General features: G+C 26.7%; 17 protein-coding genes. 10 read left to right on the top strand and 7 right to left on the bottom strand.

Features of this window, described 5'->3' with window-relative positions:
• Positions 1–309: 309 nt before the first annotated feature.
• Positions 310–1,191: an acetylglutamate kinase gene (gene argB / locus J3E06_RS08105; protein ID WP_013180753.1), complete on the bottom strand. Its 882-nt coding sequence runs from the start codon at positions 1,189–1,191 to the stop codon at positions 310–312.
• A gap of 97 nt (positions 1,192–1,288) precedes the next feature.
• Between argB and J3E06_RS08100 the strand changes: the two genes are divergently transcribed.
• The 4 genes from J3E06_RS08100 (at position 1,289) to J3E06_RS08085 (ending at position 3,361) form a co-directional block, all read left to right on the top strand.
• Positions 1,289–1,540: a 50S ribosomal protein L31e gene (locus J3E06_RS08100; protein WP_013180754.1), complete on the top strand. Its 252-nt coding sequence runs from the start codon at positions 1,289–1,291 to the stop codon at positions 1,538–1,540.
• 120 nt (positions 1,541–1,660) lie between these two features.
• Positions 1,661–2,344, top strand: a complete 684-nt coding sequence (locus tag J3E06_RS08095) for a translation initiation factor IF-6 (RefSeq protein WP_013180755.1) — start codon at positions 1,661–1,663, stop codon at positions 2,342–2,344.
• A gap of 116 nt (positions 2,345–2,460) precedes the next feature.
• Positions 2,461–2,691 (top strand): 50S ribosomal protein L18Ae, encoded by a 231-nt coding sequence (gene rpl18a, locus J3E06_RS08090; protein ID WP_013180756.1) that lies wholly within the window; start codon positions 2,461–2,463, stop codon positions 2,689–2,691.
• A gap of 253 nt (positions 2,692–2,944) precedes the next feature.
• A complete protein-coding gene (locus J3E06_RS08085) occupies positions 2,945–3,361 on the top strand; it encodes a DUF2666 domain-containing protein (RefSeq protein ID WP_013180757.1) in 417 nt (138 codons plus the stop codon).
• A 124-nt stretch (positions 3,362–3,485) separates the two neighbouring features.
• Here J3E06_RS08085 and mer read toward each other — a convergent pair whose 3' ends face one another.
• The gene (gene mer / locus J3E06_RS08080; RefSeq protein ID WP_013180758.1) at positions 3,486–4,451 is read right to left on the bottom strand and encodes a 5,10-methylenetetrahydromethanopterin reductase; all 966 of its coding nucleotides are present in this window, start codon (positions 4,449–4,451) and stop codon (positions 3,486–3,488) included.
• Positions 4,452–4,973: 522 nt separating this feature from the next.
• Between mer and cofH the strand changes: the two genes are divergently transcribed.
• The 5 genes from cofH to J3E06_RS08055 all read left to right on the top strand — a co-directional run bounded on the left by cofH (position 4,974) and on the right by J3E06_RS08055 (position 9,443).
• A complete protein-coding gene (gene cofH, locus J3E06_RS08075; protein ID WP_013180759.1) occupies positions 4,974–6,041 on the top strand; it encodes a 5-amino-6-(D-ribitylamino)uracil--L-tyrosine 4-hydroxyphenyl transferase CofH in 1,068 nt (355 codons plus the stop codon).
• A 225-nt stretch (positions 6,042–6,266) separates the two neighbouring features.
• On the top strand, positions 6,267–6,746 hold the full coding sequence (locus J3E06_RS08070) for an RNA-binding protein (protein ID WP_013180760.1): 480 nt from the start codon (positions 6,267–6,269) through the stop codon (positions 6,744–6,746).
• Positions 6,747–6,840: 94 nt separating this feature from the next.
• Positions 6,841–7,512, top strand: coding sequence for a HemK2/MTQ2 family protein methyltransferase (locus J3E06_RS08065; RefSeq protein WP_013180761.1), 672 nt, complete (start codon positions 6,841–6,843; stop codon positions 7,510–7,512).
• A 17-nt stretch (positions 7,513–7,529) separates the two neighbouring features.
• Positions 7,530–8,270 carry a Nif3-like dinuclear metal center hexameric protein gene (locus J3E06_RS08060; protein WP_013180762.1) on the top strand — a complete coding sequence of 247 codons (741 nt, stop codon included), beginning with the start codon at positions 7,530–7,532 and terminating at the stop codon, positions 8,268–8,270.
• 270 nt (positions 8,271–8,540) lie between these two features.
• Entirely contained in the window at positions 8,541–9,443 is a 903-nt protein-coding gene (locus J3E06_RS08055; protein WP_013180763.1) for a CBS domain-containing protein, read from the top strand.
• An 82-nt stretch (positions 9,444–9,525) separates the two neighbouring features.
• Here the strand turns inward: J3E06_RS08055 and hisE are convergent, their stop codons facing one another.
• The 4 genes from hisE to J3E06_RS08035 all read right to left on the bottom strand — a co-directional run bounded on the left by hisE (position 9,526) and on the right by J3E06_RS08035 (position 11,410).
• Positions 9,526–9,828: a phosphoribosyl-ATP diphosphatase gene (gene hisE, locus J3E06_RS08050; RefSeq protein ID WP_013180764.1), complete on the bottom strand. Its 303-nt coding sequence runs from the start codon at positions 9,826–9,828 to the stop codon at positions 9,526–9,528.
• A gap of 188 nt (positions 9,829–10,016) precedes the next feature.
• Positions 10,017–10,433, bottom strand: a complete 417-nt coding sequence (ribH, locus tag J3E06_RS08045; RefSeq protein WP_013180765.1) for a 6,7-dimethyl-8-ribityllumazine synthase — start codon at positions 10,431–10,433, stop codon at positions 10,017–10,019.
• An 83-nt stretch (positions 10,434–10,516) separates the two neighbouring features.
• Positions 10,517–10,972 (bottom strand): gamma carbonic anhydrase family protein, encoded by a 456-nt coding sequence (locus tag J3E06_RS08040; RefSeq protein ID WP_013180766.1) that lies wholly within the window; start codon positions 10,970–10,972, stop codon positions 10,517–10,519.
• 156 nt (positions 10,973–11,128) lie between these two features.
• Complete coding sequence (locus tag J3E06_RS08035) at positions 11,129–11,410, bottom strand: hypothetical protein (protein ID WP_013180767.1); 282 nt, start codon at positions 11,408–11,410, stop codon at positions 11,129–11,131.
• Between the two features lie 60 nt (positions 11,411–11,470).
• Here J3E06_RS08035 and J3E06_RS08030 point away from each other — a divergent pair, with 60 nt between their 5' ends.
• On the top strand, positions 11,471–12,640 hold the full coding sequence (locus J3E06_RS08030) for a TIGR04013 family B12-binding domain/radical SAM domain-containing protein (RefSeq protein WP_013180768.1): 1,170 nt from the start codon (positions 11,471–11,473) through the stop codon (positions 12,638–12,640).
• Positions 12,641–12,695: 55 nt separating this feature from the next.
• Here the strand turns inward: J3E06_RS08030 and J3E06_RS08025 are convergent, their stop codons facing one another.
• Positions 12,696–13,178 carry a DUF2118 domain-containing protein gene (locus J3E06_RS08025; protein WP_048187223.1) on the bottom strand — a complete coding sequence of 161 codons (483 nt, stop codon included), beginning with the start codon at positions 13,176–13,178 and terminating at the stop codon, positions 12,696–12,698.
• Positions 13,179–13,299: the final 121 nt, after the last annotated feature.

Genomic DNA, 13,299 nt, shown 5'->3' with positions numbered 1-13,299 from the left:
TTCGTACTTGAAACTTCTTTCGTTTCAGGCATTCATCTCAATTGCATAATATGTCAACGAGATGGTACATGTAATGTTTTGAGGTTTAAAACAATTAATGTATAAATTTATGATATAGTTATATAGTTACCAATAAACTATGAAATATACTAAAATAAAATGTTTTAAAAATTATTGAGAATATTAAAAAATAGATTAATTTATTAAAAAAATAATAAAAAATGAAGTTCATTACATATTGAATTACTAATTTGTTAATTTACTAAATATGTTAAATTATTCATTAAATATAACATAACTAATTATTAATTATTTTACAATCATTGTCCCAATACCCGTTTCAGTGAAAATTTCCAACAAAATTGCGTGAGGAGTTCTTCCGTTTATGATATGTACACTATCTACACCTTTATTTAGTGCATTTATCGCAGCTTCTATTTTAGGAATCATTCCCCCCTGGATAATTCCTTGTTCAATCATCATTTCCAATTTTTCGACATTTACTTTTTTATGTAATGTACTTGGGTCATTTATATCTTCCATAATTCCGTCAACGTCAGTAACCATTATTAATTTTTTTGAACAGGTAGCTCCAGCAATATCTCCCGCTGCAATGTCTGCATTTAAATTTAAATCATTACCATATTCATCTACACCAATAGGGGAAATTACCGGTATATAATTCTGCTCCACCAATAAATCTACTAATTTAGTATCGATATGACTTACTTCTCCAACCATTCCCAAGTCTACTTCAATTTTTTGACTATCTTTTAAAAGGTATTGAAGTTTCTTTTTAGCCTTTATAAGATGACCTGACTTTCCAGAAAGACCCACGGATTTACCGCCGTATTTTTCTAATTTAGATACTATATCACCATTTATTTTTCCAATTAACACCATTTTTACAATATCGAGTGTTTCTTGGTCAGTAACCCTCAACCCATGTATGAATTCGGGTGTTTTTCCCATCTTTTTCATAGCATTATTTATTTCTGGACCGCCACCGTGTACTACAATAGGATTCATACCCACATATTTCAATAAAACTAAATCTTTAGCCACCCAGTTCTTTGCATCGTCATTTACCATTGCATGTCCGCCATATTTAATCAAAAACTTCTGACCATGAAATTTACATATATATGGTAGCGCTTCCATCAACACTTCTGCCTTGCTATAGTCATCCATTTTAATCCACTCACCAAAATATTTAAATATTGTCTATCTATATTGTATATGATTTAATATTATATCATATATATATTTGTATACTGGAGGTGCAATTATGGAAAACGAAAGAATATACACAATACCATTAAGAGATGTAACAAACAAAGTACCAACAACCAAAAGAGCTCCGAGAGCTATAAAGAAAATTAGAGAATACTTGCAAAAACATATGAAATCAGATAATGTAAAATTAGATAATTCAATTAACGAAAAAGTATGGGAAAGAAGTTTAAACAAAATCCCTGCTAGAGTTAGAGTAAAAGCAGTCAAACAAGACGATGTTGTTATTGCTACATTAGTTGAATAATCACGCAAACTAAATACTTAATAAATACATCTTGTTAATATATTAATTACTTAAATTATTATTAATTACATATTAATTTATTAAACATTGATATTCTTAAAATATTAGTTGGGATAATTTATGATATATAAAACATTATTTTCTGGCGTATCAAACATAGGAATTCAAGCTATTGCTACGGATAAATACGGTATTTTTCCAATAGATTTGGAAAAAGATACTATTGAAAAGTTTGAAGAAATATTAAACATACCAATACTTCAAACAAAAATAGCAAACAGTTCATTGATGGGTTCATTATGTGTAGGAAATTCCAATGGATTGATATTACCAGAAATTACATTGAAAGATGAATTTTCAAAAATTGAAAATTTCATCCAAGAGAATAATTTAGATATAAATGTTAATATTCTAAAATCAAATAATACTGCATTCGGAAATTTAATACTCGCCAATGATTATGGTGGCATTATTTCAAAAGAAATATCTAATCTTAAAAAAGATGTAGAAAAAATACTTAAAGTTAAAGTAGGCGTTGGAAATTTCTGTGAATTACCTACAGTAGGCTCTAATGGTATTGCCACAAACAAGGGATGCGTTTTAAATCCACTAACTACAGACGTGGAATTAGAATGGGTCAGAGGAATTCTAAATATAGAAGTTATTGGCAAAAGTACGGTAAACAAAGGAGCCATGCAAGTTGGTTCAGGCATAATTGCCAATAGCAACGGTGCACTCGTGGGTGTAGAAACTACAGGACCTGAAATACTAAGAATTGAAGAATATCTTGATTTAATAGATTAATATACATATATCTTAAAAATAATATTAAATTTAAATAAAAATTATAAATTATAATTATTAAAATAACCAGTATAATGATAAAATATTAAATATAGATTATATTCAAGGTGAATAAAATGGCTAAAATAATAAAAATCAACGGAGAAATCCTTGGTAAAGATGAACCAATGGTATTCTCAAAAGAATACAATGTTTTAAAAGAAGAAGATGCTTTAGAAATTATGTACTCAGAAATTGGTAGTAAACACCATGTTAAAAGAGCTTTCATCAAAATCAACAGCATTGAAGAAGTAAGTTTGGAAGATATTAAAAACCACAGCTTGAAGAAATTCATAGAAATGAACTAATTATTTATAATAATTTAATTATAAATAATCTATTTTAACTATTTTACAATTGAATACTTACGATTATTAATGTTTTATTAATATTTCAGATACTATTTTAAATCAAAATTACGAGATTATTTGTTATTTTATAGCTACTTCATATTTATTAAGAAATAATATATATTATTTCAACAATAATTGTAATTAACATATTTAATATATGATTCAAAATAGATAATCATATTTTCATAAAATTATATTTGGTGAAATAATGAGTGAAGAAAAAATAACATTTAATGCAAAAAAAGGAAAATGGTACGTATCCAAAAAATTGAAAATAGATGAAAAAACCCAAGATGTCGAAATTTCAAGAATATTAATATCTATCGAAGAAACTTTAGGTAAAAAAATAAAGGATTACTTACCATTTGATATGATACAGCTTGAAGAAATTGCAGATGAAATATATGTTTCAAAAAAAGGACGTGTGAAAGAAGAAGACATTTCACAAGCTTTAGCTAAATTAAAATCCCCTGCAACCACAAAAAAACTCGGAAAATTAACAGATTTAAAAGAAGGTAAAGATATTTTGAAAGTAGTCTTAACAAATATCATTTTGGAAAGATTGGGTATAAAAACACATATCGATGTTAAAACTATGGATAAATTTATTGAAAAAAGCAAATAACTACTACAAAAATACTATTTTTTAATATTCAAATTTTTAAAATATATTTTTAAGTTAAAGTTTTAAAACAACTATTTTAAAAAAAAATAAAAAAATTTAATCATAATCCAATCAAATAATTAAATTATTTGAATGCAGGTATGATGTGTTTACCGATTAATTTGATACTTGTGTCTTTGTTAGGTCCGATAGGTGAACCTGCAACAATTTGAGTAACTCCCATTGCTTCTAATGCTTTAATTTTTTCAATAACTTCTTCAGGTGTACCATATAAAGCGAATGCTTCCAATAATTGGTCATCTACTGCACCGAATGCTGCACCGAAATTACCTTCTTTTAAAGCTGCTCTGATTGTTTCTACTTTTTCTGCAGGTATTCCGTGTCTTTGTAAAACTACAGGAGGTGAACCTGCTGCAATGAATGCTACTACAGGGATAGCTGCTTGTTTTGCTTTTTCTGATTTTTTGTCTACTGACATACATGCATATGCTGCAACGTCTACATCAGCCATTGTTTTTCCTGCTTCTTCTGCACCTTTTTTAATTAAAGGTACTGCTGCTTCGAAATCTTTAGGGTTTGAAGCGTTGATTAAAACACCATCTGCAATTGCACCTGCTGTTTCTAACATTTTAGGTCCTTGAGCACCCAAGTAAATAGGGATTTCTTCTGATGGTTTGATAGCTAATTGAGCACCAGATTCTAATCTTTTACCAGCTAATAATTCTCTCATTTCAGCGATTGCTTTTTTAACAGTTCCTACAGGTTTTGTCCATTCAATACCTAAAGCATCGAATGTAGCTTTATCACCAGGGCCAATACCGAATGTAGCTCTTCCACCAGATAATTCATCTAATGTTGCCATTGCAGATGCTGCAATTGCTGGGCTTCTTACATATGGGTTTGTAACACCAGGGCCGATTTTAATTTTATTTGTTGCTGATGCGATTGCACCTAAGGTCATGTAAACATTTCTGTTGTTGTAGTGGTCTGTAATCCAACAGAATTCAAAACCGTTGTCTTCAGCTAATTTCACGTAGTAGTTTAATTTAGTTACTGGTTCGTTTGGAACAAATTCAATACCGAATTTCATTCTGACACCTTCCTATTCGTAGTTTTAATATAACAATTATTATTATTACCATTTGGCAATATAATCCAGTTTCTATTTATTGTGAATAGAAAATTATATATAGTATCTAATTTCCAGAAAAAAAGCCCATTATATATCAAAGAGACTAATAACTATATTAAAATTAATAATATATATTATTTTATTTAAAATATTTCATAATGTCCCATTTTAAGTTTAAATTCGTTTTTTATTAAAAATCGTATTATAGTCGTTTAGATTTTAATTAATTTAATTTTAATTAAAGTATTCTTTAAATAAAGTTATTTTTAAAAACCATTTTAAATTTTAGAAATAAATAGCCGATAATGGAAAATTATATATAGTAATAAAAGTCTTAAAGAGGGATAAGGTACAGTTTGTAATCACATAAATACCTGCCAAATACAACTAAAATAAATATACTGAATATCAACAATCCTATTTGTAGTTAATAGATAAAAATTTAAAAATTTAAAAAATTTTCAAATACTTGGTGAGCCCATGGATTATGAAATCTTTAAAGAAAGAGATATATCTAAAAAAGAAGCCGTTGAGTTATTAAAAAACCCGGAAAACTTTTATGATACGTTAAAATTAGCAGATGATTTAAGAAAAAATATTTGTGGCGATGTAGTAACTTATGTAAACAATGCAAATATCTACTACACAAATATGTGTGAAGGCAATTGTAAATTTTGTGCATTCCCTCATGAAAAAGGAGTTATCGATAAATATTATATGACACCTTCTGAAATAGCAGAAAAAGCCCTTTGGGCAAAAAATAATGGTGCTACAGAAGTAACACTTATGGGTGGCGTAATAAGAGAAATAGATACATATATGCAAGCGGAAATAATTAAAAAAATTATTGAAAAAACAGGATATATTGACACGCACGCTTATTCGCCATATGAGATACTTATTGGTGCAGAAAGTGCAGGTCTTGATATTAAAGAAGCCGTTGCTGTATTAAAAGAAGCAGGATTGCATACAGTACCAGGAGCGGCTGCTGAAATATTGGATGATGAAGTAAGACAAGTAATATGCCCAAATAAGATATGCGTTAAAGATTGGGTAAAGGTAATCAAAGAATTACATAAACAAGGAATAAAAACTTCATCTACAATAATGTATGGACACGTTGAAAAACCAGAACATATTGTAAATCATTTGTTCTTAATAAAAGAAATACAAGAAGAAACAAAAGGCTTTACAGAAATGATACTAATGTCATATTTACATAAAAATACCCCCTTATATGCATCAGGTATTGTTTCAGGAGGCGCTTCAGGAGATTATGATTTGTTAGTTACTGCATTATCGAGGATAATTTTAAAAGATACAATACCTAATATTCAAGCTCCTTGGGTAAAATTAGGTATTAAATTAACACAGCTTAGCTTACATTGTGGTGCAAATGATGTTGGCGGTACACTCATGGGTGATGAAGTAAGTGAAGCTGCAGGTGCTGATGAAGTTTCAATGACTAAAGAAGAATTAAGAAATGCAATATTAGCAGTTCATAAAGTTCCAAAAGAAAGAAGTACATTATATGATATTTTAGATTAAATACTTTCAAATTTAATTTTTTTGTATAAATATTATTTTAAATTTAGTTTAAAAAATTTACCAACATTATTTAAGTTCATATATCGATTATTTTAAAAAATACTAAATTATAAGATATATTTTATATATAAAATCATTAAATATATAAAATTATGAAAAAATAAAATATAGTATATAACAATATACTTATATTATATAATATATTTTACGTATTTATGTGATATTATGGAAATTAAAAGAAGATATATGTTAAAAAAGAAAGAATTAAAACAAATAAAAGAAGAATTAAATAAAATAATTGATGTAGACGATATATTCGATAAAAAATCAATAGTAGAAAAAATAATAACAAACGAAATGGATATAATAGTATTAGATAATACTCCAATAGCAATTTGTAAAGATGGTAATATAATACCTACATTAAAACTATTATTAACTAAAAACAGTGCAAAAGGGAGGGTAGTCGTTGATAGTGGTGCAGTGAAATTTTTGGCAAACGGAGCGGATGTAATGGCACCAGGTATTGTTAACGCAAATCCTGAAATTGAAGAAGGAAGTTTGGTATATACGGTCGAAGAAACTCATGGAAAACCATTATCTGTAGGTATTGCATTAATGGATGGTAAAACAATGGTAGAATCTAAAAAAGGAAAAGCAATCTCTACTTTACATTATATTGGCGATGAAATTTGGAAATTTTAAACTTGGTTTCAATTAAACAGATTAACTAATTTAAATAATCTAATTTTATAAAATATTAAAATTTACTAAATTAAAAAAATAATTGTATGAAAATATGAAAAATGTAGAAATTATAAAATTAAATGATTTAAAAATAAAAACGCATCCTAAAGTATATATTCCTGCAGAAGATAGTGAATTACTCTTTAATAATTTAAAAGATGTTAAAAATAAAACCGTATTAGATGTAGGTACTGGGTCAGGGATACAGGCATTAAGTGCATTTAAAAATGGGGCAGATTATGTCTTAGGAGTAGATATAAACCCTTATGCAATAAAAACATCCTATGACAACTTAAAACTTAATTTTAATATTGAAAACTCAAATAATTTAGAAACTTTAAAAATTAGATTTTTATATAGTGATTTATTTGAAAACATTACTAAATCAAAAATTAAGAAATTTGACGTTATATTATTTAATGCTCCATATTTACCAACCTCAGAAGATGAAAAATTAGAAAAATACCTAAATTATGCTTTTGATGGAGGTTCGGATGGTAGAAAAGTTTTAGATAAATTTATAAAAGAACTTCCAAAATATCTTAAAAAAGGCGGGGTTGTAAAAATATTACAATCTTCATTAACTAATGAAGTAAAAACAATTGAAAATTTGAAGAAAGTGGGAATAATTGCTAAAAAAATAGATTTTAAAAAATACCCTTTTGAAGAATTACAACTCATATCAGGAATATATATTGGAAATAAAAAGGAAATAAAAAATTAGCGATTAATGGTGCAATAATGGTTAAAGCAAATGAAATAATATCACATATTGAAAAATATGCCCCTAAAGAGTTAGCTATTCCTGGTGATAATATAGGAATACAAGTTTGTGATTCGATGGATAAAAAAATAAATAAAATAGGGGTTGCATTAGACCCTTCATTGGATGTTATTAAAAAAGCAAGCCAAAATAACGTGGATTTTCTATTTACTCACCACCCTATAATGAAAGACCCCGTTAGAACTTTCCAAGGTCCATTATATGAAAAATTAAAGATTCTAATGGGTAATGGGATAATATTATATTCTGCACATACTAATTTAGATATTTGTAAAGATGGGTTAAATGATGAATTGGCAAAATTATACCATTTAGAAAATGTAAAAAACCTATATGAGGATGGACTTGGTAGAATTGGTACTTTTAAAGGTACTGTTGGTGAATTAATAAAGATTACAGAACAAAACATTTGCTCAAATCCCTATATAACTAATTACGAGCATTTGAAAGCAAAACATACTTTGAAAGTAGCAATTTTATCAGGTTATGGATTGTCCCAGAAAAGTATTGAATATGTAAGCAAAGTTGCAGATGTTTATATTTCTGGAGATTTAACTCATCATTCTGAAATATTGGCGATAGAATCAAAATTATGTGTTATTGATGGAACACATTATGGAACTGAAGTTTATGGTTTAAAAAACTTTATGAAAAAATTAGAAAAATTAAATTGTGAGATTATATCTTTGGATTTTTAAATTTTTATAAATGGTAGCCATTGGGTTTACTAGATATTACCATATATTATTTTACTTTATACCATATTTTTATAATATTTTAAATAAGTAAAGTTTTAATAATATACAGCTCATATTTTATTAGTTATTAATTAATTTAATAAAGGTATATATTTTTAAAATATCATATATAATAATTAATAATTACTTTAAAAAGTTAGATATCTTAGATATTTAATAGTATAAGTTTAATATATATTATATCCATAGTTTAAGAAATAGGGTGAAATATTGGATCTTACGATTGTTCAGAAGGAAATTTTACAGGAATTAATTTTAATATATAAACAAAAAAATAAAGCAGTCAAAGGAACTGAAATTGCTAAAAACCTAAGTAGGAATCCTGGTACCATAAGAAATCAGATGCAAGCTTTAAGAGCCTTGGGATTAGTTGATGGAGTACCGGGTCCAAAAGGTGGGTATATACCTACAAGCGATACATATCGGTCATTAGGATTAGAATTAGATGAAAAAATAAAGATTCCAATATATAAAGGGGATAAAAAAATAAAAAACGTAAATGTTACACAAATCATATTTGATACAGTAACACAAGAAAAATCTTGTTCTTCTAAAATTTATATAAATGGAGATACCAAACAGTTTTCAGAAGGGGATTTGGTCAGAGTTGGACCTACATTACATAATAAAATTGTAATTATGGGAAATATTGTAGGGAGGGATGATATAAACCATATTTTACTAATAGACGTTTTAGGAGTTATCAGTGTCCCAAATATCGACGTTGGAAGTATAAGTTTAAAAGAAAACTTAATAATTATGGATTCGGGAAAGACTGTACGAGATGCTGCTAAATTATTAGCAGAAAATAGTATTAGTGGTATTCCCATAATAAAAAATGGAAAATTAAAAGGTATTGTTAGTTTACACGATATTGCAAAGGCATTAGTTCAAAATAAAGAAAATGAAAAGATAGATGCTATAATGACTAAAGATATATGGACTATTAACCAGTATGAAAAAATATATGATGCCTTGGTTAAAATGGAAACAGAAAATATTGGAAGGTTGGTCGTTGTAGATGATAGTGAAAATATTGTGGGCATGTTAACAAGAACTGATATTCTAAATTTAATAGAGGGTACTATCTACCCAAAACTAATAGAATTTTAAAAATAGATTAAAAAATGAAAATAAGAATAAAATAAAAAAAATTAATTAAAAAATTAAATGAGTATGATATATTGATTACTACTTATTTCATTCTTTTCTTAAACTCTTCTTCGAGTTCTTCGTAAGATATTTCAAATTTAGAAAGTAAAACTAAAGTGTGGAATATCAAATCTGCTGATTCATAGATTATTTCAGACTTATCATTATCTTTAGCAGCCAAAATAACCTCTGCTGATTCCTCACCTATTTTTTCACAGATTTTATTTACTGAACTTTTTTTACCATCTGTAGCTAAGCTAACTACATAGGAGCTTTCTGGTTTTTCAACCATTCTACTTTGAATTACTTTATACACTTCTTTAATAACATTTTGGGTTGATTCCATAATTACACCAAGTTTATGTGTTTAAAAATAATATAGCAACAAATAATATATTTTAAAATAATTTTAAACTAATTTCTTAATTTTTTAATTGTTTCTACAAAATAATATCAAAAATAATATAAAATTATAAAATATTAATTTTAAATTGTACTTTTATAAATACTACATTACAATAAATGTAAAATTAATTATAATTTATTGAGTCTTCTAACCATTTTAACTGCAGATTCAACTGCTCTTTTACCATAATCAATTCTTTCTTCAGCTTGTAATCTTGTCATTCCAGGACCTGAAATACCTAAAGCTACTGGTTTATTATAATCTAAGGATAAATCAGTTATTTTTCTTGCTGCATTTTGAACTACAATTTCGTCGTGTTCAGTATCTCCTTCAATAACACAACCAATTGTAACAACTGCATCTATATCGTCCTTTTCAAGCATTTTTTGTATTGCTAGTGGCATATCATAAGCCCCAGGAACCATTATTTTACAGGTTATATCTGCACCTAAGAACTCAGCATGTTCTTCTGCCAATTTTTCCATCATAAATGTAATATCTCTGTTAAATTCAGCGATTACCATTCCAATACTAATTTTATCCATCATACCACCTTAAAATTTTATAAGATATTGATTATTAGTTATATAAATTTATGAAATTATTAAAATATTATATAATCATATTTTTATAATTCTTTTGATATTTCAAAATATTGTTCAGCATTTTTCTTAATAGAAAATACTTCTTCGTCAGTTAATTCCCTAATAACTTTAGCAGGAACTCCCATCACTAAGCTATTTGCAGGAATTTCTTTATTTTGAGGAACTAAAGCATTTGCACCAATTATACAATTATCTCCTATTTTGGCACCATTTAAAACCGTAGCATTCATACCGACCAATACATTGTTACCTATTGTACATCCGTGAATTACCGCACAATGACCTACAGAAACGCCTTCACCAATTGTGGTAGGATAATCTTTAGAACAATGTACAACACAATTATCTTGAACATTTGAGTTCTTTTTAATAGTAATTGTATTCATATCTGCACGAATAACGGCGCCATACCATATATTTACATCCTCTTCAAAAATAACCTTGCCGATTATTGTAGCATTTTTTGCTATTTTTGCCATAATTCCACCATATTATCTTACTTTTAAATTTGAAATAATAGTTATTGAGATATAAATAATATATAGTATATATAATTAGCCATAATTTTAGAAATTGAAATATCTAAATACTTACCATATGGTAAATAATACCATTAATAATAAAAATATTTAATATTATAATTCATATTTATATTTTGAAACTTTATCCCATTCTCTTTCGTATTCGTCCATAAATATAAGTGTTTTGTCAACTTCTATCGCACATACTTCTTTAAAATTAACAATGACAAACTTTTTAGTATCTTCATTAAATAAAACTGTTCCTTTATGTTTTCCAGTATCTAAGTATTTTAAATATTTGTCTTTTAAGTTAACGACTGCTTCAAAATCAAAATCTCCTTCTAAAACGCTTCCTGGGTAATGTATTTTTATATATAGTGATGGTCTTTTTTTCAATATTACACCTCTACTCTAAAATCCATCTAATTTATATAGTATTTCTGGTTATTTAACTTTATGATTGGATATCGACTAACTTCAAAAAATAAATATAGTATTTCAAAATTATATCCATTAACTAAAGGAAATTTATTCAATAATTTAGATGAATTAATATATGAATTAAAAGAATCTGAAAAAGAAAAAAATAAATCAAATTGTTTTAAAATAGTAAATTCTAAAGATATTATAATCTATTCATTTATGTCATTGCAAAAATCAATCGTTTTACAAGAATTAAATATTTTACGAAAAAATTTTAAAAACATTGTTTTAATAGCTGGTGGACCACATGCTTCAGGTGCTCCGGAAGATACATTGAAAATGGGCTTTGATTATGTTATTATTGGAGAAGGTGAAATATCATTACCTGATTTAGTAAATAAAATAGAAAATAATCAAAAAATAGAAAATAGAATTATAAAAGGCGTACCTATTGATTCTTTTGAAGGTTATGATAAAATATACCCCTTAGCACCCATTGAAATAACAAGAGGTTGCCCCTATAATTGTAGATTTTGTCAAACTCCCCAAATATTCGGAAAAAATATACGGCATAGGAAAATTGATGATATCGTAAAAATTGTAAAAAATATGAAAGATATAAGGTTCGTAACACCCAATGCATTATCTTATGGTTCTAAGTATGCGACAAAACCAAATCTTGAAAAACTTGAAGAATTACTAAAAAAACTTTCGGAATTTAAAGAACGTTTATTTTTAGGTACTTTTCCCTCAGAAGTTAGACCTGAATTTATAAATGAAGAAACTCTAAATTTAATATTAACGTATTGTGATAACAAATATTTACACTTCGGGGCGCAAAGTGGTTGCGATGAAATGCTAAAATATATCAGAAGAGGTCATACAGTAAATGATGTATTAAATGCTATTGATTTATGTAAAAAAAATAAATTAATGCCCAAAGTGGATTTTATATTTGGATTTCCCAATGAAACTATCGAAAATAGATTAAAAAGTATTGAATTAATGAAATATATAATAAAAAAGAATGGAACAGTCCACGCACATTATTTTATGCCATTACCTGGAACTTATTTTGAAAAAGAAAAACCAACAGAGTTAGATAAAGAAACTATTAAAATATTGGGTAGTATGGCAAAAAAAGGTCAAATTAGTGGCTCTTGGAGTCATCAGTATGATTCAACGAAAAAAATAAATAAATAAATAAATAAATATTATTTTTAATTAAAAATATCTTATAACCTAATTGTTAACTCGATTATAGAACTTCAGAATTTTCCACAATTGCAAAAAGATAGATACTATTATTACCTTCAAATATCTCATTCATAAAAAATACAGTTCCAGAAACTGGGCTTTTTAAATATCTTATTACACCTTTATTACTTTTTAAAGTAGCAAGTATTCCATCTCTTAAAACTACACTTCCTGCATCCAATATAGGATAAGTGGTTTTAGAATCTGCCAATACGCAAGTTATATAAGTTCCTGCTTTTATATGAGTAAATGTATGATTACCAGGGTATTTTACAAAGATGTCTTTTTTTAATACATCGTTGTCTATATAACTCCTTATATCATCATATCTAACCTTATATAGTATTTTATGAGTATTTTTATAATTATCAACAACTTCATCAGAATCTAAAAATATAATTTCTTTTTCAGATACTGCAATTTTTTCGCAAGGTTCATTATCTTCAAAAATATTATTTTCAACATATAATTTTGGAATTTTCATCATTATCACCATAATATTAAGTTTTAAAAAATGATTAAAAATAGGAATTAACTTAAATTAAATCAAAATAAGATATGTAAAAATATAGTATAATATAGTACAATATAGTATACCATAATAT

Origin of the sequence: Methanococcus voltae, assembly GCF_024807655.1 — an archaeon.
In the GTDB taxonomy this organism is placed as follows: domain Archaea; phylum AGJL01; class Methanococci; order Methanococcales; family Methanococcaceae; genus Methanococcus; species Methanococcus voltae_D.
This window is presented reverse-complemented; position numbering and strand designations above follow the sequence as displayed.